Annotated in this window: 27 protein-coding genes; 1 reads left to right on the top strand and 26 read right to left on the bottom strand. The window is 54.9% G+C overall.

Annotated elements, in window-relative coordinates:
- The 5 genes from AC13E3_RS04110 to AC13E3_RS04090 form a co-directional block, all read right to left on the bottom strand.
- Positions 1-513 carry a hypothetical protein gene (locus AC13E3_RS04110; RefSeq protein WP_136631135.1) on the bottom strand — a complete coding sequence of 171 codons (513 nt, stop codon included), beginning with the start codon at positions 511-513 and terminating at the stop codon, positions 1-3.
- Entirely contained in the window at positions 510-680 is a 171-nt protein-coding gene (locus AC13E3_RS04105) for a hypothetical protein (RefSeq protein WP_153637329.1), read from the bottom strand. The genes AC13E3_RS04110 and AC13E3_RS04105 overlap by 4 nt, the downstream gene beginning before the upstream one ends.
- Positions 677-1,360 (bottom strand): hypothetical protein, encoded by a 684-nt coding sequence (locus AC13E3_RS04100; RefSeq protein ID WP_136631134.1) that lies wholly within the window; start codon positions 1,358-1,360, stop codon positions 677-679. Before AC13E3_RS04100 ends, AC13E3_RS04105 begins: the two co-directional genes overlap by 4 nt.
- Before the next feature lie 157 nt (positions 1,361-1,517).
- The gene (locus AC13E3_RS04095; protein WP_136631133.1) at positions 1,518-2,042 is read right to left on the bottom strand and encodes a YgjV family protein; all 525 of its coding nucleotides are present in this window, start codon (positions 2,040-2,042) and stop codon (positions 1,518-1,520) included.
- Between the two features lie 14 nt (positions 2,043-2,056).
- Positions 2,057-2,362, bottom strand: a complete 306-nt coding sequence (locus AC13E3_RS04090; RefSeq protein WP_136631132.1) for a hypothetical protein — start codon at positions 2,360-2,362, stop codon at positions 2,057-2,059.
- Positions 2,363-2,701: 339 nt separating this feature from the next.
- On the opposite strand from AC13E3_RS04090, the gene AC13E3_RS04085 reads away from it, so the two are divergent.
- Entirely contained in the window at positions 2,702-2,968 is a 267-nt protein-coding gene (locus AC13E3_RS04085; RefSeq protein ID WP_136631131.1) for a hypothetical protein, read from the top strand.
- A 178-nt stretch (positions 2,969-3,146) separates the two neighbouring features.
- Here the strand turns inward: AC13E3_RS04085 and AC13E3_RS04080 are convergent, their stop codons facing one another.
- The 21 genes from AC13E3_RS04080 to AC13E3_RS03980 form a co-directional block, all read right to left on the bottom strand.
- Positions 3,147-3,746, bottom strand: a complete 600-nt coding sequence (locus AC13E3_RS04080) for a hypothetical protein (RefSeq protein WP_136631130.1) — start codon at positions 3,744-3,746, stop codon at positions 3,147-3,149.
- 228 nt (positions 3,747-3,974) lie between these two features.
- Positions 3,975-4,700 carry an LPD29 domain-containing protein gene (locus AC13E3_RS04075; RefSeq protein WP_136631129.1) on the bottom strand — a complete coding sequence of 242 codons (726 nt, stop codon included), beginning with the start codon at positions 4,698-4,700 and terminating at the stop codon, positions 3,975-3,977.
- Between the two features lie 268 nt (positions 4,701-4,968).
- Positions 4,969-5,496, bottom strand: coding sequence for a hypothetical protein (locus AC13E3_RS04070; protein ID WP_136631128.1), 528 nt, complete (start codon positions 5,494-5,496; stop codon positions 4,969-4,971).
- A 10-nt stretch (positions 5,497-5,506) separates the two neighbouring features.
- Complete coding sequence (locus tag AC13E3_RS04065; RefSeq protein ID WP_136631127.1) at positions 5,507-5,833, bottom strand: DUF5983 family protein; 327 nt, start codon at positions 5,831-5,833, stop codon at positions 5,507-5,509.
- Complete coding sequence (locus tag AC13E3_RS04060; RefSeq protein WP_136631126.1) at positions 5,830-6,066, bottom strand: hypothetical protein; 237 nt, start codon at positions 6,064-6,066, stop codon at positions 5,830-5,832. Before AC13E3_RS04060 ends, AC13E3_RS04065 begins: the two co-directional genes overlap by 4 nt.
- 220 nt (positions 6,067-6,286) lie before the next feature.
- Positions 6,287-7,054 (bottom strand): hypothetical protein, encoded by a 768-nt coding sequence (locus AC13E3_RS04055; protein WP_136631125.1) that lies wholly within the window; start codon positions 7,052-7,054, stop codon positions 6,287-6,289.
- Positions 7,055-7,273: 219 nt separating this feature from the next.
- Complete coding sequence (locus tag AC13E3_RS04050) at positions 7,274-7,837, bottom strand: hypothetical protein (protein ID WP_136631124.1); 564 nt, start codon at positions 7,835-7,837, stop codon at positions 7,274-7,276.
- A 5-nt stretch (positions 7,838-7,842) separates the two neighbouring features.
- Positions 7,843-8,298 (bottom strand): hypothetical protein, encoded by a 456-nt coding sequence (locus AC13E3_RS04045; RefSeq protein ID WP_136631123.1) that lies wholly within the window; start codon positions 8,296-8,298, stop codon positions 7,843-7,845.
- A gap of 70 nt (positions 8,299-8,368) precedes the next feature.
- Entirely contained in the window at positions 8,369-9,064 is a 696-nt protein-coding gene (locus AC13E3_RS04040) for a TSCPD domain-containing protein (RefSeq protein WP_136631122.1), read from the bottom strand.
- A gap of 116 nt (positions 9,065-9,180) precedes the next feature.
- A complete protein-coding gene (locus tag AC13E3_RS04035; protein ID WP_153637331.1) occupies positions 9,181-11,310 on the bottom strand; it encodes an adenosylcobalamin-dependent ribonucleoside-diphosphate reductase in 2,130 nt (709 codons plus the stop codon).
- A gap of 21 nt (positions 11,311-11,331) precedes the next feature.
- On the bottom strand, positions 11,332-12,186 hold the full coding sequence (locus AC13E3_RS04030) for a hypothetical protein (protein ID WP_136631121.1): 855 nt from the start codon (positions 12,184-12,186) through the stop codon (positions 11,332-11,334).
- 440 nt (positions 12,187-12,626) lie between these two features.
- Positions 12,627-13,166: a DUF4262 domain-containing protein gene (locus tag AC13E3_RS04025; RefSeq protein ID WP_136631120.1), complete on the bottom strand. Its 540-nt coding sequence runs from the start codon at positions 13,164-13,166 to the stop codon at positions 12,627-12,629.
- Positions 13,167-13,553 (bottom strand): hypothetical protein, encoded by a 387-nt coding sequence (locus tag AC13E3_RS04020; protein ID WP_136631119.1) that lies wholly within the window; start codon positions 13,551-13,553, stop codon positions 13,167-13,169. It lies immediately after the preceding gene.
- Between the two features lie 10 nt (positions 13,554-13,563).
- Complete coding sequence (locus tag AC13E3_RS04015) at positions 13,564-14,187, bottom strand: hypothetical protein (protein ID WP_136631118.1); 624 nt, start codon at positions 14,185-14,187, stop codon at positions 13,564-13,566.
- A gap of 258 nt (positions 14,188-14,445) precedes the next feature.
- Positions 14,446-15,030: a hypothetical protein gene (locus tag AC13E3_RS04010; RefSeq protein ID WP_227549499.1), complete on the bottom strand. Its 585-nt coding sequence runs from the start codon at positions 15,028-15,030 to the stop codon at positions 14,446-14,448.
- A 23-nt stretch (positions 15,031-15,053) separates the two neighbouring features.
- Positions 15,054-15,905 (bottom strand): thymidylate synthase, encoded by an 852-nt coding sequence (locus AC13E3_RS04005; RefSeq protein ID WP_153637333.1) that lies wholly within the window; start codon positions 15,903-15,905, stop codon positions 15,054-15,056.
- A complete protein-coding gene (locus AC13E3_RS04000) occupies positions 15,906-16,229 on the bottom strand; it encodes a hypothetical protein (protein WP_136631117.1) in 324 nt (107 codons plus the stop codon).
- Positions 16,216-16,419, bottom strand: a complete 204-nt coding sequence (locus tag AC13E3_RS03995) for a DUF1289 domain-containing protein (RefSeq protein WP_153637334.1) — start codon at positions 16,417-16,419, stop codon at positions 16,216-16,218. Before AC13E3_RS03995 ends, AC13E3_RS04000 begins: the two co-directional genes overlap by 14 nt.
- An 89-nt stretch (positions 16,420-16,508) precedes the next feature.
- On the bottom strand, positions 16,509-16,868 hold the full coding sequence (locus AC13E3_RS03990) for a hypothetical protein (RefSeq protein WP_136631115.1): 360 nt from the start codon (positions 16,866-16,868) through the stop codon (positions 16,509-16,511).
- A 49-nt stretch (positions 16,869-16,917) separates the two neighbouring features.
- On the bottom strand, positions 16,918-17,433 hold the full coding sequence (locus AC13E3_RS03985) for a hypothetical protein (protein WP_136631114.1): 516 nt from the start codon (positions 17,431-17,433) through the stop codon (positions 16,918-16,920).
- Positions 17,434-17,656: 223 nt separating this feature from the next.
- Positions 17,657-18,319, bottom strand: a complete 663-nt coding sequence (locus AC13E3_RS03980) for a hypothetical protein (protein WP_136631113.1) — start codon at positions 18,317-18,319, stop codon at positions 17,657-17,659.
- Between the last annotated feature and the right edge of the window lie 15 nt (positions 18,320-18,334).

Genomic DNA, 18,334 nt, shown 5'->3' with positions numbered 1-18,334 from the left:
TTATTCCCTGGCAAAATTCCGGATCACGATTCCGGCCTGGCTGTTGAGGAAATCGTCTCCGTCCCGTTCTTCGTGAAAAACCTCGTCAATCTGCTCTCGGAATTCTTCCGTCAGGTCTTCCGTCTTGAACAGGTAGATATTGTCTCCCTCCCGGGGGATGAAGCCTTCACTGAGTTCCATGCGGTGAGCCACGTAGTAGGCTGTAATCACCTGCTCGCAGGTAATAGCACCGGAGGAAATGACATCGACCGGCCACATGTTTTTTACTCGCTGAGTCGCCTCAATTGAGAATCCGCCGTCACGCAAGCACTCGAGGGAGATGGTTTCCTCCTCATCATCAACGATAGCTTGGGTCACCTTTGAAATAGTAACGCCCTCGGTCTGGGAGAATGCCTGGTACCGCTCGAGCATTCTGACCATTGGCTCATCTACTGCGATGGTAATGGTGTGAAACTCCGCGTCAGTTTCTGAGTGTTCCTCGGCGTCGAAGTGAAGAATAACGCGATCGCTCATGACAATTCTCCGGTTTTCAGAATTTCGAGGGCTTCATTGCCTTCCCGTACCAACACATCCTCCAGATCTCGGGTTGAAGCATTGCCGACTTCGAAGGGGTAGAAGATTGCAACGGCGTAGCCTTCCTTGCGAAGTTCATCAATTACAGCTTTCTGGTGTGCTTTCATGCTGCCGTCTCCTCTGTGTCAGCGGCCATGTCTGAAACCAATTCTTCAAGGTCTACCGCAATCCGGTAGAGCGTACGGCAGGAAGTGATATCCGCGCCTTCACCCGAAACGAAGTAGGGCGAGATCATCACCATTTTGTACTCGGGAGTCAGTCGGAGTCCGCCGGGCAACTCACCATCCAGCAGGGGAGTAAAGGCATTGACCACAATCCGGCCATCAAGGGTCACCTTGTTGCCGTGGGTGATGAAAAAATCCGTTTGTGGGTAGCGGGCTGACAGGTCAGCCAGACGCGCCTGAAGCGTTGCGGCCATTTCCACAAACTGGGAATCCGACAGATCGTTTTCTCCGGTTTTGCCGGCAGCGCCATTGTAGTGGGCGTTCAGCTCGACTTCACTCAGGATGCCGAGTTTGCCGTTGTAGACGGCCACAAAGCTGATTTCCCGGTGCAAATGATTGCGCGGGTCACCGACACTAAAGCCGGCATAGAGCGAATTGCCCTCGGCATCCATCTCGCCCTGGTCGTAGTGGCCCCGGAGGTTTTCGTAGCTCTGGGACGCAGCGCCGTTAAAGCTCCAGCTGTCCTTGAAGGTTTTGCGTGGAATGTACTCGCCGAACCGGTCGGTCAAGGGGATCGGTGCGGCGATGTTCTCAGAAATGATCGCAATATCGGAAGGTTGCATGGTTCTGCCTCGTGTTGTCCTAACCTGAGAACCATTTTACCACTGCCAGTACACCATGCAAGGTGTATAATGACGACAATTCACGGCGGCAGCCGTGGCGTAGCCAACCGGCCTCAGTGCACACAAGAAGGGCCGTCAGGCCCTGGGGAACGGACGCTCAGTCCGTGACCAACGCCTCCACTGGGGCGCGATGACGTCGAATCAGGCCGATCAGCCCCGCAATGAAGTTGCCGGAAGTAACCGCCATGCCGGGAACACTGCCGACAGCCAAAGCAAATCCGAAGAACACGGTTTCACCGGTCATAAAGCCGACCCGCAAGGTGTTACCCCTGCCGAGGAACTGCGTCATGGTGATGATCACGCAGCCTACGGCCGCCAGCACGTCTGCCCAGCCGGTTCCGAAGTACCAGCAGCAACTGACACCGGCGATGGAGAAAGCCGCGCCTGTGAAGCCTCTGGCGGCCGCACTGGCGTTCTGCATCCAGTGAGCAGCGAACAGGCTGACAGCCGCGACCAGATGGACCATGAAGCCGGATACGGAGCCGAGCAGCCCGTAGTGGACCGCCCAGAGCAGGACAGACAGTCCGAGCACCGCCAGAAGTCCTTGGTTGGACCGGCGCGTGAGCGCCACCACCGTCATGGTGAGGGCGATCAGGCCGATGATGTTGGGGACGTCAAACATGCTGGGTCCTTGGGTTACGCCCAATAGGCGCCGCGATTGCGGGATTGGGCGAACGCCAGAACGCTCCACACGTTCACGGTACGGCGCCGCAGGAGCTCCATTGCCTCGTTGCCGGCGAGGCTGACCTCCAGCGCTTTCAGGCGCTCAAGGGCGTCCCCGATGCGATCGGCGGGAATACCATCGCCTTGGGGGTCTTTGTCCTCAAACCCTGCTGCACGCAGTACCTGCGCCATGCTGGACGCCGACATGCGGACGTCCGGCGCGTTAAACGCGATCTCGTCGCACTCGTGCCAGCCGTTGACCATTACGCTGATGCCCATCGTTCTTCTCCTGCCTTGATGACCTAACCTGAAAACCATTTTACCAGAATCTATACACCGTACAAGGTGTATATGGGTTAATTTTCCGCGGCGACAGCCGTGGCGTAGCCAACCGGCCTCAGTGCACACCAAAGGGCGCTCCGCGCCCAGGTCTTTGCCTTCCTCCAGAACGTCTCCGTTTGAACTCCGAGTTTTATAAATAAAGGAAGTCGCGGGCGAAATTGTCTGATTAATCAGGGCTTTTTCGACAGAAATCGAAGGGTTTTTGGCGACTGAGGATAAATATTACTGAGGACAAAGTTTCCTCCAAAAACAATTCAAACAATACGGAGAAGAATTATGAATGAACTGATTTTAAGTATTACTGCGTGGGACATTGCAAACGGCTTGGCCGTAATCGCTCAGGTGCTTTTCTGGCTGATATTGCTGGCTTGCATCTTTGGGCAGGCACCGACAGTGGTGCTGATGTTGTGGGTAACGCGGAAAGGGGTGCGGGTGACTGAGTTGCTGCTCAGAGCCTGGCATTGCCGGAATCAGAAGAGAGAGGCGATCGGCTATCTCAGAAGAGCGGCTTTCGAGTTAATGCCTGTGTATCCGATCAGTTGAAGCCAACAGGGGCGTGAGCCCCTGGCTTTCAGGATTCTGTATCAGCGGTTAGTTTAGTCCCTGCACCATCCGCCAACATACCAGAACCACTTGCCTTCCTTGAGCATTTTGTCTTTTTGGTCTTTGATGTGCTTCTTCAGTTCCTTATCCAGCGCATCAATTTGGCTCTGGCACTCGGCTATTCTGCCTTAATCCCTTCGATGCGCTTTTTATCCGTGTTGGTAAGCAAGATCTCCTCATCACCACACACGGGGCACTGGTGCCTGGTGAGATACTGTTTGTTGATCTTGCTCTGACAGGATTGGCAGGTTTTAAACTGAGCTTTTTCGGTAGCTACGCGCTGTATGATCTGTCGCAGAATGTCAGCCTCACGGGCCATCTGGTGTGCCTCACCGTAATCTTTCGCGCCTTCAGGCAGTTTATTGCCCCACATGGGGTTGCCCTGTCCAAGTTTCAGCCGGTGGTTATTCATCCGCTCAAGAATTTTGAGCCTGCGATTCTCAATGGATTTAGTTTTGCGATCGCGGATTTCGCCGAGCATCTTAATCGCAACAAGGGGGTCGTCCTTGTCAGGGAAGTGCTTGTCGATCCATTCAAAGGCTTCATCCAGGTCGGTTACCACAACCGGCTTCACGATGAATCCGTGCTTGTCGCCCCAGTCACCGGAATAACTATGTCCAGATTCGTAGCCGGCCTGATCGATTTCGCCCCGAACCAATCCTTTAAGCGTTTGCTCGTCGCATGCCTTGAATTCCCGGGATTCGAATGCTGAGCCCATGGGTTTAGATCTCCTTTTGCCTGTCTGTGTTTGCCTAACCTGAAACCCATTTTACCAGACTGCGTACACCATGCGAGGTGTATTCGATGCGGTATTCCCGCGGCGCAGCCGTGGCGTAGCCAACCGGCCTCAGTGCACACCAAAAGGGCCTCAGGCCCTGGGCTGGCGGAACGCCAGACACAAAAAAACCCGCAGAAGCGGGCTCAGGATGCTTGATAGTTGCTTGGGCTAGTCGAACCGAACTTGAGCGGTGATGTGGTTCACGCCACCAAACACAATATTGAACGGGGATTCAGAGTCCCGGCTAAGGTCTTGCTGGGTGTCGTAATAGCCGGTTTCAAATTTACCGACCAATTCAAGAATGCTCTGCTGGCTCAGGGATTCGCTCTCATCCGTACGCGGCCAGGTAATCCACAGCGAGCTATAGCTTTCTTTTCGAACCGAGAATTTAACGCCGGGATGCGCCTTTTTCAGCACTTTGCGGATGTTCTTTGCGGCCAGTTTGGTCTTGTCAGTCCGGCCCTCACGACAACTTTGTTCAAGATCGGCGTATTCTTCAGAATTGCGCAGATCCTGAACCTTGGCCACGAAGTCTCTCTCTGCGGCAGCTTTAGCTTCCTTGGCCTCGCGATCCTTTTCCTGAGCGAATACGAGAGCATCGTTAATCTGCTCCTGATCCCAGTCCGGTTCATCCAAGAAACGCCACTGGACACCGGTACAGATGCATTCAGGAACACGAACGCTCACGCCGCCATTGTCCCAAACAATGGTGACATAGGCCTCTGGGCCGGTGACAAGATTCGCAACGCCATGAATGCGGCGGCTGTTACCCAGTCCCGGGGTGCCCTCTACGGAGGTGATTGTGCCGTTTTTGCCACCGTACAGGATGCAGTGGATGCGACAGCCTACGCGCAGATCGGGAGAAGTATCGAGTGACTGGGCTGCGTTATTCATTGGGGATTCTCCTGCCTGAGTTGTTTGCCTAACCTGGAAACCATTATAGCGGATCAGATACACTCTGCAAGGTGTATGCAGGGTTAATTTACCGCGGCGCAGCCGTGGCGTAGCCAACCGGCCTGAGTGCACACAAAAGGGCCGCAGGCCCCGGCTGGCGGAACGCCAGGCACAAAAAAGCCCGCATGCGCGGTCAGAGTAGGATAGGGTGGCCGGGGCGAAAGTAGGTAGGTAGGCGGCAGGATCCGCCCCGGCCGAAACGGTTGTGCTATTTGCCCTCGATCAGGGCAATCAGCTTGTCGATGTACGGTGCCGCTTTATCGGAATACTCCGTAATGAATTCTTCTTTCGAAAACTGGTAGCTGCCCTCGGGGAGAGTCACTCCACACCAAACTTCCGATAACAGCTCTTGAGTCAGCAACTGGTGCAACGTCGATTCCTGGGTGTGTTCCGGAACGTCCGGAGTTGTCGTGCCGAAAGTCCAGTTCAGGTACGTGAACGTCTCACCGAGATAATTGAGCTCGTTGTGCTCGACAAAGTACCCGCCTCGGCTTTGGATGGTGTCAACAACCTCGAAGAAGCCCCAACCCCAGTCCAGGTTCAACGCTCCGTGAAGGTTGGCACACCATGCAGCATAGTAGTTGCCTGGCACACTCAAGCGTTCAGGTAGCCCATCCAGCCAGAATTCGAAGGATGCGGGTCTTGCCAGATCGCCGCCGACATAGTTCTCCTCAAGGATCCTCGCGTATCTCTCGGCAACCTCTTGGATCTTGTTTTCCGGTGTAACCTCGCTCATTTCGATCTCCTCAAGCTTCTTCAAAAACGGTGAATCCATCAATGTAGCCGGCGTCACTGTCGAACTCGATCAATGAGAAGCCCGCCGCCTTGGCCCAGACAATAATCCGGTTTAGCGCGTCACTGGCCTGGTGAATCAGATCATGCTCAACTCTGTGAGCATCACCCGCCAGCTTTATGAAGTAGCCGTATGGACGCTTCAGGATGCGAGTGGATTCCTGGGTGTCTACCATGCGATCCAGCAGCTTAAAATCTGCCGGCGCCAGGTGTCCGGTGCTCATGGCAACCGCCGAATAGGTTTCGATGCCTTTGGGATCTGGAAGAACAATACCGCTCATTTTTCACCTGCCTCTTTATTCATTAGTTGGTATTTCTCTGCTGTCCGCCAGCAAACCTTGCTGTACGAAACAGTGAAATCCAGTTCATGAGGTTGGGCACGCAGAACGGCACGGTCCGTGACGCAATAACGCCGGTATTCGGTTTCGTTCAGCTTCACGAAAGGGCCGCCCTCTCGAAACGCCATGCCGTTAAAGATGGCGCCAACTGGGGCATTCCTGAAAAGAACGTGCATGCCTGAGCTCCTGCCTTACGTGTTTGCCTAACCTGAAAACCATTGTACCAGGTATTAGACACCATGCAAGGTGTATTGAGCCATATTTCACGGCGCAGCCGTGGCGTAGCCAACCGGCCTCAGTGCACATCAAAGGGGCGCTTGCGCCCCTGGCTGGCGGAACGCCAGACACAAAAAAACCCGCATGCAGCGGGGTTTTAAAGTGGCGTAACCCATTGCCCTAAAATGGAATATCATCTCCAAACGAATCTTTGATCGAATCAACCATATTCAGCAATCCATTAACGGCTCGCTCGAAATTGAAATCTTCAGTATCAGCCATAGTACCCAGCTGGCCGCAGAATGATTGCGTAAACAGACGAAGGAATTCCACTTGGTATTCCTTGGTGAAATGGCACTCCATCACCGCAGTATTCCGACTGTAATTCCGGCTGATTGAAAAGGAAAACCGGTTGCAGGCTTCCGGGATGTAGTTCTCCGCCAGCAATTTAGATCTGTACTCGGGAGTGGATACGTCAGGAATCTCAAAATCTTTGTCGATGTTGAATCGAACCTCGCTGATGGTGCCAAAGCGCTTAACAAAATCTCGGATCTCGTTGCTAACTTTGTAGTCATCACCGACCAGCATGCTCTGGCTTTCAAGGTCCACATAGATCCTAACAGCGGGACTGCGGTGAGCAACTTCCCGTGAAATTGGGGCAGGGCAAGCGGCAGAATAAAGTTTCAGGGACATGGGCGTGCCTTGGTCGTCTGCAATGGAGATCGTCCCGTCTTCGCCGATATCGGCGGTCATGAAGTTATTCAGCCCGAGATAAACCTCGTGCTCGTCGTCGGCGGCCTTCCATCTGAATCGATAGGCCTGACGCTCAGTGTCCGGATAGAGAATGTCGACGTCTTTCTTGGTCATTACTCCAGAGATTCCCACCAACTCGTAGGCAGCAGCTGACTGGAATGCTTCAAGGGCAGGAAGTTTGATCATGGATCCCATTGATTTACCTCTCACTGTGAATGTTTGTCCTAACCAGTGCCTATTATACAGCAGCACAGACACCATGCGAGGTGTATGAACCAAGTTCTATAACCGGCGCAGCCGTGGCTACGCCACTACCTCAGTGCACAACAAAGGGCGCTTGCGCCCCTGGGGCTGGCGGAACGCCAGGCACAAAAAAAACCGCTCGAGGCGGGCGTTGAGATTTGGTTCGCTCGTTCAGAGTGGACAGCCAAGCATCACTTGGAGAGGGGTGGAGGATTCAGCATTGGCAAAAGCCATGACAAATATCCCGGAGACAGATATTGCAGACCCGATTCGACCCGTATGGCGAGTGACAAACTCAGTATTCCTCAGCGCTTTCTTTCGTCTTAAGGCCTTTTTTCGTGTATCCAGGACTTCACGTCTTCGATCCAGCCAAGGCTTTTGGTTTTCAAGCTTGCTGTCGTAGTGAGAAATAAACCGATCAGCAACCATCACAAGGTTTTTACAGATGACCAGTTCATCCCGAATCTTGGGAAATTCAATGTCGCGCCACCCGATCAATAAGATGCCGGCCGCTGATAATGTTGAACCAATCGCGAAGAACAACGCTGCCTTACCCACATTAAACGATGCTTTACCGCTGACAAAGAGAACAGCCAGGAAGATAACTGCTAGCGCCACCGCAAAGAGTGGAAGTATGATCTTTAAGCCCACGAAACGCTGATGGAGTGAGCGCTTTTCCGTAGCGTGAATGAATTCTTTGCGGGCATTATCGTATTCATCCAAGTTAATAGGCAATTTGCTCATCCCTTTGGGTCGTAGTTAAATTGATCCAGTTCGCACAGCCAGACCCGGCCACCATCCGGGCCCGGGGTCTGCCATTCGATAATGGTACCGAAAACCCGGTGGTCGGCATCTTCGTCACAGGTTGAGACATCGACACTCACCATGTCGCCCACGGCAATGTCCAGAAACTCAGCCGGCAGCTCCAATTCCATGTCCCGGTCCTTGAACCACTGGAGTCCTTTGCGAATGCTCGCTTCGGCATCCTCCTGGGACATACCTTTATCCCGACCCGGGTTGGTGGCGAGATAGGCTTTGGCCGTGCAGTAGGCGCAGGCCTCGCTTCCATCTGCGTGCTGTCCCGGAGTGTCGTGGGGACGATTGTCGAAGCACGGATTCAGTGAATCGAACTGACAGCGACCGCCTTTAACCAGGCGCCTGATGATTTCGGTCGGATCGGTTGAAACTGTGCTCATGAAAGTAGCCCTATCTGCTCTGTATGAAGAGTCCCCGCCGGAGCGGGGAGGGGGGTGGCTATAAGTGGGCTCAGCCACAACGAGCTGCCCCACACTGAAGACAGGTGTCGCAACCGTCCATTTTGATCACAGCCTTAGTGTGACACTTGGTGCAGGTGGTCGCGTGGGCGGGATAGTTTGAGGCCGCAGTCTCCGTTTTTTGCTGGGCCTCGAACGCAATGCGCTTCTCATTGAGGATCTTGCGGGTGTGCTCGCTCATCTCCTCGTCCTCGATCATTCCAATGGCTTTCAGGTGCTTCTCAATGACCGCACCCAGATCGGCTACCAGGGAAGGCATGAATACACCGCCTTTCTTGAAGTAACCGCCATTGGGATCGTACACGGAGCGCAACTCCTCGGTCAGGAACTTGATATCACCACCTTTGCGGAAGCACGCTGACAGCAGACGTGTCAGGGCTGTGATCCACTGGTAGTGTTCCATCGCCTTGGAGTTAATAAAGACCTCATACGGGCGACGCTGCTCGTTGGCAGTACCTTCGTTGAGGATCATGTCGTTGATGGTTATATACATCGCATGCTCAGCCACGGGCGGCTTCAGCTTGTACGTGGTACCCATCAGAATCTCTGGACGCTCAAGCGTCTCGTTCATTTGCATCACCTCGGGAGCGGCTTGCTCAACCGGGGCTGCGTTCTGCGCCTCGTCCTCGGCCTTACCTTTAACCCGGTAGCCGACAATGGGCTTATCGATCTTTGCTGCTGCACTCATTGGATGTCTCCTGCACTGTGTTTGCCTAACCTGTAAACCATTTTACCAGAATAAAGACACCATGCAAGGTGTATTATACGGAAAAGTGGGGGTGGGACTCACCCCCAGTCTGGGTTTCACATCTTGGAGTAGGTGCCTTCCTTCAAGGCATCAAACAGGTTGGCGGCATTGTGGATCTCACCGTCATACTCGACGTGCTCATCACCGCGCAGGGTGACCTTGGAGCCATCTTCGAGGGTGAACTCGTACAGGGTGTTCTTGAGGTCATCTTCCCGTACCAACACGCCCTGGAAGGCTTCAGGATTGAACCGGAAGGTGGTGCAGCCCTTCAGGCCCTGCTCATAGGCAATCATGTAGATGTCCTTGAACTCTTGATAATCGAAGTCGGTTGGGACGTTCGCTGTCTTGGAGATGGAGCTGTCTACCCACTTCTGGGCGGCAGCCTGGACCATAACGTGCTGCTCCGGGGTAACGTCCTCAGTGGTGCTGAAGCACTCAGGAACCGCCTTGTCCGGATCCTCAGAGTAGGGCATGGCGCCAGGGTTCACTTCGTGGCGGTAACGCAGCAGCTCATAGCTGAACACATCGACCTTTTCCTTGGTCTTGCGGCCCGGCTTGATGATGTTCCGTGCATAGTGCAGGGCGAAGGAAGGCTCGATGCCGTTGGAGGCGTTATTGGCCAGAGACAGGCTGATGGTGCCAGTCGGTGCAATAGAGCTGTGATGCGTGAACCGTGAGCCGACTTCCGCCAGCTTGGACACCAGGTCAGGATCGACCTCAGCAATCTTTTGCATGTAGCGGCTGTATTTGGCGTGGAGCACGCTGCCTTTGACGGTATCACCGATCTGGTACCCGTCGCGGGCCATCTCCGACCGCTTGCGCAGCATTTCACCGGTGACCGTGTACTCTTTGGCGAGGACCGGGGCAGGGCCTTTTTCTTTAGCCAGCTCGAGGCCGGCTTCCCAACCGGTCACCGCCAAAGTCTGGGTGACGTTCTCGGTGAACTCGAGGGAGCCCTCAGGTCCGTACTTCATGCCTAGCATGGACAACGCTGAGCCCAGACCAAGGATACCCATGCCGTGGCGGCGCTTACCGAGAATCTCGTCCCGCTGGGGGCCCAGGGGCAAGCCATTGATCTCGACCACGTTATCCAGCATGCGGGTAAAGATTCGCACAACCTTCTGGTAGCTGTCATAGTCGAACGACGCTTCATCAGTGAAGGGCTTCTTCACGAACATGGTCAGATTCACACTGCCCAGCAGGCAGGAGCCGTACGGTGGCAGCGGCTGCTCGCCGCAGGGGTTGGTAGCGCGAATGTCTTCGCAGAACCAGTTGTTGTTCATCTCGTTGACCTTATCGATCAGGATGAAACCCGGCTCAGCATAATCGTATGTGCTGGTCATGATGGTGTCCCAGATGTGCTTTGCCGGTACCTTGCGGAAGATTCGGCAGGCCACCAGGCCCTCGTCGTTGACCACATAGCCCTGATGGGTCGGGAACTCGCGCCACAGGAAGTTCTCGGTATCAGTCAGATCGAGGTTTTCGCTATCCACTTCTTTCTGTGTGACCGGGAAGGACAGGGGCCACTCATCGTCGTTCTTGACCGCTTCCATGAAGGATTCAGTGATCAACAGCGACAAGTTGAACTGGCGCAGGCGGCCATCTTCGCGCTTGGCGTGGATGAAATCGAAGATATCCGGGTGGTTGATGTCGAAGGTTGCCATCTGGGCGCCGCGGCGACCGCCAGCACTGGAGACGGTGAAACACATGCGATCGAAGATATCCATGAAGGACAGGGGTCCGGACGTGGTTGCGCCGGCACCGGCCACGTAGGCGCCTTTTGGGCGCAAGGTTGAGAACTCGTAGCCAATACCACACCCGGCTTTCAGTGTCAGCCCCGCCTCATGGACCTTGTTGAGGATGTCGTCCATGGAGTCTTCGATGGTGCCCGATACGGTGCAGTTGATGGTGGATGTCTCCGGCTTGAAGGCCTCGGCACCGGCGTTGGACATGATACGACCGGCCGGGATGGCGCCATGGCGCAGGGCCCACAGGAATTCCTGGAACACGGCCTCACGCTTCTCTGGAGCCTCTACGTCCGCCAGCGCACGGGCAACGCGGGTGTAGGAGTCCTCGATGCTCTGATCAACGGCTTCACCGTCTTTGGTCTTCAGCTGGTACTTGCTCTGCCAGATATCAACGCTGGCATCCTGGAAGGTTACGGGGGTTTTTACTTTGGCATTCATGGTGTCAGTCTCCTGCTATGTCTATTTGCCTAACCTGTGACCAATTATACCAGAGCGCGTACACCTTGCAAGGTGTATTGATAGTAAATCTTCCGGGGGAAATATCCGAAAGAAACAGCAGGGGAGGTGTTTGGGCGTGAATCGAGGAAGGCTGGAAACCTTCCTCTCGTACCTACGAAAATTCAGTTTTCTTCCTTCAAAACTGCCCGGGTCCGGCATGCTGAAAGAGAAGAATTCGTTCAACCTGGAGAGCGGGTGCTCTTTGTCGAGATCCATTTCCGGGCCGTGCCAGCGGTATTTGTGAGTGACGTGAGGCCCGCGCCGGGTTGTGATCTTCATGCAGCCTCTGGCACCAAAGCGCACCGAATAGCCGCCATGGGCTGGGTGAGTGGCATTGACACCCCCAGTCTCAACCCAATTTCCGTATCGCTCGGTGGGTGAATCGATACCGTCGCGCTTTGCAGCTTCGCGAGCAGATGCACCATTGGGGACGAATTCACCGGTAGGCGTGCGCCAGACTGAGGCCTCCCCGCTATAGGCATAGATGATCACCAGCTCTTTGGTTACTTCGGGCTTGTTGTAGCCGGCAACAGCTTTGGCAATGAGATCTTCTATGCCACGAAGCTGAGTACCTTCAACCCGCAGGTGCACCCAGGGCCGATTAATTTCGATGTCACCCCAGGCCCGTTCGCGCCTCAGCACTTCGTGGCCGTTGGCGTCGTCATCACCACGCAGAAGAGCCCTCAGAACGGGGCCAAGCTCATCCGGGACCTGAGCAAAGAACAGACCGTCATTATTGACGGTGTAGGTGACTGTGTGTTCCTGAGGCCCGCCAGCTTCAATAAGTTCGATCTTCTCAGATTTAACCTTTGGCATGCTGGCCTCCCGAGTGCTCACCCGCCAGTTTGTCGACCTTCCGCTTGCAATGCCCGCACGGGAATGTACCTGGTTCCGCATCGACATGACCGCTGTTGGTCCGATGTTCGCGGCCGCAAATAGAGACCACTTCACCTTCTGGAAAGTAGTGAGCGCTCTGTGTGCTCGGGTGTTTCTGGTACCCGGCGGGTGTGGGCATTGAATAGGATCATCGTTCTTGCTCAGCCATAGTGATGCCTTCCATTTTTCTGCTTGCCTAACCTGACACCACCATAGCATAAACACCTAGCAAGGTGTACTGATAAAGGTCGCATTTCACGGCGCAGCCGTGGCGTAGCCAACCGGCCTCAGTGCACATCAAAGGGCGCACCGCGCCCCGGGCTGGCGGAACGCCAGGCACAAAAACCCCCGTCGAAGCGGGGCTGTCTATTCGAATCACCTCAATGAATAGGCTGATCCGGACCCGGGCCCCGGACAATCGCCTCAATGTCGTAGGTGTGAAGCTCGGAAAGCGTCTTTTGAGCCTCTGGGCTGTCAGGAGCTGTCAGCAGCAAACGTTGCCCCGCCATGCTGTAACCGACTTCCCATGGCAGATGCCTTTCAGCATCAGAGAGCAGCAGCTGCAGTACCGGTATGTGATCCATCTCCGGGAAGCAGGCATAAGACCTCCGAATTTTCTCATCGGTAATCGCCGGGTCGGCCTCAATCAGCGCAACTGGGTACTGATCCTGAACAAGGCCCGTATAGATTCCGGCGGGAAGTGATCCCTGCAGTTTGGCAATCTTGGCCAGATCGTTCAGCAACGCAGAGCCAAGATTCGGAGGGAGCGATTCGACCAAAATTTCGAAGCCAATGTGTTTGGCCAGCCCCACGGTGTAATGGAACGGAGGGCCATCCGATTCCTTACCACCGCCCATCGCAATGATCTGATGGCCATATTTCGCTACTTTCTGTTTGAGATTTTCGAGAAACTCTTCCACTCAGGCCTCCTGAATGCTCGTGGCGTGGGGAGACACTTCGATGGCCCCTCTCACGTATTCAATAGCAGCTTCCTCACTCATACGGCCAACCATCTTGGCCAGCCGCTCGCGTTGCCACTGCTCGTTAGTGTTACTTGCTACCATGCCGCCGGCGAATACACCAGGGCGAACCTCGGCGTAGAGATCCACGAAGGACTCAGCATCGTTTGAAATCATCTGCTGGTAGCACAGCTCGTTGTCCCGGTTGGGGTTGATAAAGTAATCCCTGTGGGTAGCGATCACCTTCACGCCCTGGATGGTGGTTTCCCGGGCAATCGCACTCTTGGGGATACGCGCCTTCCAGTTCCCGACTCGAGCATGGTTGCGAATAATGGTGATTTGACTCATCCGTGCCTCCTCAGCAGAACACGTCGGATTGCTCAAGGATGGTCTGGGCGTCCACGACACCTTCACCCGCAAAGGCAACACCGGCGCTCTCGCGCAACAGGCCTGCCATGGCGCACAGGTAGGTGGCATCGGGTCGAGATTCGGCAGAAACTCGCATGGCGTCATACTCGTTGCTCGCCTGTACGTGGTCCAGAAAGCTCTGGCCGGTTTCTTCGTAGAAGCCGAACACCGAGTAGTTCTCAAGAGGCTCCTCGGATTCAGGGGCGCTGGGGGTGTGCTCCGTGATCTCGTAGAAGGCCTCGGTTTCATCGTCATCGGAGTACTCGAAATACCAGTCGATGATGGCCTCACGCTGTTCAGCGTTTGCGGACTCCAGAATGGGGGTGATGTCACCGGTCTCGTCCTCAACCTCTAGGCCCAGCGACTCTGCTTCGTCAAAGAACGGATCGGCACAACAGGCGGGGATCCGCCCAGACACATAATTCCAGAGCGACTCCAGCGCTTCCGCCCGGGTCTGGAAGAGGTAAGGCCCGTTCATGGCCGCTTCAGCGTCTGAATCCCTGGAACGATCGAAAAAGACCAAAGTGAAAAGGGTGGATGCGTTGAAGCGCGGGCCGTTCGAGCTGATTGTCATGATGATCTCTCCTGCGTTGATGTCCTAACCTGGAAACCATTGTACCACTATTAATACACCGCTGAAGGTGTATTGCTGGCAAATTCCCCGGCGACAGCCGGCGCTACGCCACTGGCCTCAGTGCACATAAAAGGGCGCTTGCGCCCCGGGCTGGCGGAACGCCAGGCACAAAAAAGCCCGCATGGCGGGCTGATCAAAGTAGGGTGGCCGGGCGGAAGGTAGGTAGGCGGCAGGAGTCCGCCCGGCCGAAACGGTGATTTAACTCTCTGGCATAGCTTGAGACAGAGGCGATGCCTTTGGTTTGGTTCGCTGCTTTTCCCGAATCTGCGGAATTTTGGTCCAGATGCGTGCAAGTTCTGCGTCCGCACATTCGTCTTGGTCGATGCCGGCGGCCAGGCAAAGGGCTGCCAGAGTCACTCTGACGCCGCCTACTTCTTGAGTCGGCTCGCCGAGCGGTCGAGAGAACACATAGTTGGACAGCATGTCCGCCCGCTCCCGGGTGTAGCCAACCGACTGCACCAGCTCAAGCGACTCCTCGAGATAGCGATCGCAACGCTCGACCATATCCGCTGAGATCTCGGGACCAAAGCACTCCTGCATCCAAGGCGCTACACGGTCCTGGAAGGATTCCCGCTCGGCTTGCTCAGCCGATTTCTGACTGTTGCAGGCTAGCCAGCCTTCCCATCGGCCGATGTACTGATCTGAAATCTGAGGCCCATCACTGTCGCGGTCCCACCAGAAATCGTCATCAGATTCGATGACATATCGCTGATCGGCCTCACTCCACGCCATGCCTTCCGGAAGCGGGAAGACCTGTTCAAATTTTTCGCGAAGCTCTTTCATGGCAATGCCTCCAGCCAATCAGGCTATACAGAAAATGGGTATGCGATCGGCTCATGGTGCTGATACCCAATAACTTTGAAGTCATCGGTCGTTACCCAGGTCTCCAGATCTTCCAGAGTTTTGATGTCCGGGTTGATCTCGAACTGCGGTGCCGAGAAGGGCTCACGCTTCAACTGAACGTCCCTCATCAGCTCGTACTGATCTTCGTAAATGTGCGCATTAACAATGTGGTGGGCGGCCACCGCCGGCTTAGTTCCGGTGATCTGTGCCATGATGGCCAGCAGGAAAAAGACTTGCATCTGATTGAAGTTGCCGCCAAGGGGGACGTCCATCGACCTCTGATATGACGTCAGGAACAATTGATCACCCAGCAGGGAGAACTGGTGCGTATGCATGCACGGACGCAAACAGCCAAGATGGAATTCACCAGGGTTGTAGAACGTAATGATCTCGCCGCGGTCATCAATGCCATTCGATAGGTCATTTACAACCTTGCGTAGTTGATCAATGGAATTGCCTTCCGGCGTGCGCCAATCCCGAGCCTGAACTCCATAGACTCTGCCCATGTCATCCTCACCCTTTCGGGCAGGGTTGTTCAGCCAGCTTTCGTTAGCGTTGGCGTTGGCATCCCATGTCCGACAACCAAGCGCCCGAAACTGAGCCGCACTGTTGTAACCCCTGAGATAGCCAATAAACTCGGCAATGGCCTGCTTCCAATAACTTTTCCGAGTGGTGTCCAGTGGGCATTCACCGGCGCCTACGTCGTAGGTCATTGTCGCGTTAATCACGGTCTTGCAGCGCTTGCCGGTGCGCTCGTTCTCGACCCAGACGCCTTTCTCGACAATTCGCCGGTTCAATTCCAGATACTGCGTCATTCAAGCCTCCAAAGCTTCGGGCCAACGAAGGCCAGTTGTTTTTCCTGTGGCCCGCTCAACGGAGCGGACGAATGTTCGAAAATGGTCACCAAGCCCGCCAGCGCGATCCGAGACCCAATCCTCGAAGTACTTCAGGGTTTCGCAGGGGATCTTGTTCCCAAGTGCCAGGGCAACCGTGAGCTCGCCACACTGGCGCATGGCTGACCGGCGGAACAGCGCAAAGTCCTCATTATCAGAGCGATAAAGCGTCAACTTCATTCGCTCCTCTTCGGTTGCATTTGCTGCAGCAACCACCAACTCATGCTCTTCTTCAGCGGGTCTCATGGCAGTGTCCCTCATTTCTGGCTGTCTGGTTCGTGGCAAGCCGGACACTTGCGGCTGTATTGGCCCGATCCTTTTCCTCATCGGACATGCGGCTCCAGTTCGCGATGCTGTCGATATCTCGACCACATGAGACGCATTCGCGGTTCTCATTGAGCTTGCACTGTTTTTTACAGGGCGACTGGGTGTTCATCTGTATGCCTTTAGCTTGTCCAGAGTGTGCGTTTATTTTATCAATTTAAGTACATCGCGGAAACTGTTAGCCAGAAACACATGATTGTTTTATTTTCCGTGCCCGCTATTGATCTGATGTTCTTTGAGGTCCTCTATCGTGAGGCGCTTGGCAAAACGCTTGATTCTCATGCTTTCCGCCGGGAAGGGCTCACTCTCGATCATCTCTGCATGCGGTTTGACGAACCGGTAGAGTTGTTCGGCATTCGCAAAGGTTTGACCGGTCTGATACCCAAGGGCCGGCGACAGGCGAATACCTCGAAGCTCAACGCGCTCCCGCGGGCTCATTGTCTCCAGTAGATCAATCAACGGGCTTCTGGGTCGAAAAGTCTGGGGCAGTCGGCCAGTGGCCTTGTACTGCATCATTGCTCTGGGATTTCGCGCCAGGTAACGGGCCTGCTTGGAATTCATCGCTGGGTCCTCGTGGGTAAGGGCAGGCCTTTCGGCCCGCCCGTGGGTTTTACTGAATTTCCTCAGGCGGAATCTCGTCCCAGACCCAACCGTCACCGATCGCGTATACATGCTTCAATTCACCTTCGAAGGTGATGTCGAAGCCTTTGTATTCCTCGAATCGGCACTCATCATCAACGTCTTCGCCCATATCAACGACGAAGGTGTCCCGCTCCTTGTCGAATGTCATGTCCGGGCCTTGCTCCGCCAGCATCAAGGCGCCTTTCTCTTCGAACACCGGCATGGCAAAGCCATTCCACAAACGGCCGGTGGTGTAACCGGGAATCGGATCGTCGTAGGCCCCGTCGATGTTGAAATAAGCGGCGCGGTACTGAACGTTGTTGATTTCGTTCTGGCTTACCTTCCGGAAGGTTTCTTCGAATTTCGCCTCCGGCATGCGATAAACCGGACCACCGCCCATTGGGGCGAACTTAACGTAACCAGCTTCCTGTTCTGAAAACCGGCAGATAGTGATTGCACCGTTGGGATAGGTGTTCTCTTTTGGAATGTAAGTGTCGGTACTCATGAATATTTCTCCTGCCTGAAGTTGTTTGCCTAACCTGAGAACCATTTTACCAGACAGCGTACACCTTGCAAGGTGTAGATAGTTTTAAGTCTCACGGCGCCAGCCGTGGCGTAGCCAACCGGCCTCAGTGCACACAAGAAGGGCCGTAGGCCCTGGGCTGGCGGAACGCCAGGCACAAAAAAAGCCCGCATTCGCGGGCAAGCAGGAAGGAAGTAGGGCGCTTTTAGGCAGCCAGATCGCCCTCTACGATCGCCCACAAGTAGAATTTCCGCTCAATCTCTTCCAGCGGTCCCCGGAACTCCTCTTTGTAGTCCTGGAACCACGCTTCACCAGTGTTGGGGTCATACCCGAGAAGGCTCGGGCCAGGGTAAGTGACACAGTAGTCCGTGACGTTGATGCCTTCCACCAGATGCTCGTATTCCGCTGGCAGAGTGGAAACGTGCTCAAAATCACGATCCTGCTGAAATCTCAGGAATGAGATGACTTTGCTGGAGTCGAGTTCGTGCGTGCTCATGGTGGCCAGGGTCTCCGCGCTGAAGTCGGTATTAGCTTCATCCTCTCCAGCGTCTTTCAGATACTGCGAGTAGGCGCCAGATATCAGGTTGTGCCAAGCTGTCGGCAAAAACCTTCCACCTTCCTGAGCTGAAGCAGCTGCATCACTGAGGGATTCATTCGCGTAGTCCGCCAGCTCCGGCGTCACGGTCACGGAAGGTTCGCGGTCGGTAGTCAGGGCCTCATTCACGGCGTCGCGGATTTTCGCGGCCCAGACCGGCGTTTTCACCGTCTGTAGTGCCGGATCTCGATCCTCAAGCTCGTTCTGGTCGGCCAGCATTTCCAGCGCTTCGAAAATCATGGTGGTCGAAATTTTGTGGGTAGGGCGGTTCATAGACTTGTCCTTTAA

The sequence above is a fragment of the Marinobacter sp. L-80 genome, assembly GCF_056859395.1.
Note: the sequence above shows the minus strand (reverse complement) of the source record. Positions and strands in the feature narration are given on the sequence as shown.

What these genes read in the sequence shown, in the direction of transcription:
- AC13E3_RS04110 (WP_136631135.1), bottom strand. Translation starts at nt 513, where the DNA reads ATGAGCGATCGCGTTATTCTTCACTTCGACGCCGAGGAACACTCAGAA.
- AC13E3_RS04105 (WP_153637329.1), bottom strand. Translation starts at nt 680, where the DNA reads ATGAAAGCACACCAGAAAGCTGTAATTGATGAACTTCGCAAGGAAGGC.
- AC13E3_RS04100 (WP_136631134.1), bottom strand. Translation starts at nt 1,360, where the DNA reads ATGCAACCTTCCGATATTGCGATCATTTCTGAGAACATCGCCGCACCG.
- AC13E3_RS04095 (WP_136631133.1), bottom strand. Translation starts at nt 2,042, where the DNA reads ATGTTTGACGTCCCCAACATCATCGGCCTGATCGCCCTCACCATGACG.
- AC13E3_RS04090 (WP_136631132.1), bottom strand. Translation starts at nt 2,362, where the DNA reads ATGGGCATCAGCGTAATGGTCAACGGCTGGCACGAGTGCGACGAGATC.
- AC13E3_RS04085 (WP_136631131.1), top strand. Translation starts at nt 2,702, where the DNA reads ATGAATGAACTGATTTTAAGTATTACTGCGTGGGACATTGCAAACGGC.
- AC13E3_RS04080 (WP_136631130.1), bottom strand. Translation starts at nt 3,746, where the DNA reads ATGGGCTCAGCATTCGAATCCCGGGAATTCAAGGCATGCGACGAGCAA.
- AC13E3_RS04075 (WP_136631129.1), bottom strand. Translation starts at nt 4,700, where the DNA reads ATGAATAACGCAGCCCAGTCACTCGATACTTCTCCCGATCTGCGCGTA.
- AC13E3_RS04070 (WP_136631128.1), bottom strand. Translation starts at nt 5,496, where the DNA reads ATGAGCGAGGTTACACCGGAAAACAAGATCCAAGAGGTTGCCGAGAGA.
- AC13E3_RS04065 (WP_136631127.1), bottom strand. Translation starts at nt 5,833, where the DNA reads ATGAGCGGTATTGTTCTTCCAGATCCCAAAGGCATCGAAACCTATTCG.
- AC13E3_RS04060 (WP_136631126.1), bottom strand. Translation starts at nt 6,066, where the DNA reads ATGCACGTTCTTTTCAGGAATGCCCCAGTTGGCGCCATCTTTAACGGC.
- AC13E3_RS04055 (WP_136631125.1), bottom strand. Translation starts at nt 7,054, where the DNA reads ATGGGATCCATGATCAAACTTCCTGCCCTTGAAGCATTCCAGTCAGCT.
- AC13E3_RS04045 (WP_136631123.1), bottom strand. Translation starts at nt 8,298, where the DNA reads ATGAGCACAGTTTCAACCGATCCGACCGAAATCATCAGGCGCCTGGTT.
- AC13E3_RS04040 (WP_136631122.1), bottom strand. Translation starts at nt 9,064, where the DNA reads ATGAGTGCAGCAGCAAAGATCGATAAGCCCATTGTCGGCTACCGGGTT.
- AC13E3_RS04035 (WP_153637331.1), bottom strand. Translation starts at nt 11,310, where the DNA reads ATGAATGCCAAAGTAAAAACCCCCGTAACCTTCCAGGATGCCAGCGTT.
- AC13E3_RS04030 (WP_136631121.1), bottom strand. Translation starts at nt 12,186, where the DNA reads ATGCCAAAGGTTAAATCTGAGAAGATCGAACTTATTGAAGCTGGCGGG.
- AC13E3_RS04020 (WP_136631119.1), bottom strand. Translation starts at nt 13,553, where the DNA reads ATGAGTCAAATCACCATTATTCGCAACCATGCTCGAGTCGGGAACTGG.
- AC13E3_RS04015 (WP_136631118.1), bottom strand. Translation starts at nt 14,187, where the DNA reads ATGACAATCAGCTCGAACGGCCCGCGCTTCAACGCATCCACCCTTTTC.
- AC13E3_RS04010 (WP_227549499.1), bottom strand. Translation starts at nt 15,030, where the DNA reads ATGAAAGAGCTTCGCGAAAAATTTGAACAGGTCTTCCCGCTTCCGGAA.
- AC13E3_RS04005 (WP_153637333.1), bottom strand. Translation starts at nt 15,905, where the DNA reads ATGACGCAGTATCTGGAATTGAACCGGCGAATTGTCGAGAAAGGCGTC.
- AC13E3_RS04000 (WP_136631117.1), bottom strand. Translation starts at nt 16,229, where the DNA reads ATGAGACCCGCTGAAGAAGAGCATGAGTTGGTGGTTGCTGCAGCAAAT.
- AC13E3_RS03995 (WP_153637334.1), bottom strand. Translation starts at nt 16,419, where the DNA reads ATGAACACCCAGTCGCCCTGTAAAAAACAGTGCAAGCTCAATGAGAAC.
- AC13E3_RS03990 (WP_136631115.1), bottom strand. Translation starts at nt 16,868, where the DNA reads ATGAATTCCAAGCAGGCCCGTTACCTGGCGCGAAATCCCAGAGCAATG.
- AC13E3_RS03985 (WP_136631114.1), bottom strand. Translation starts at nt 17,433, where the DNA reads ATGAGTACCGACACTTACATTCCAAAAGAGAACACCTATCCCAACGGT.
- AC13E3_RS03980 (WP_136631113.1), bottom strand. Translation starts at nt 18,319, where the DNA reads ATGAACCGCCCTACCCACAAAATTTCGACCACCATGATTTTCGAAGCG.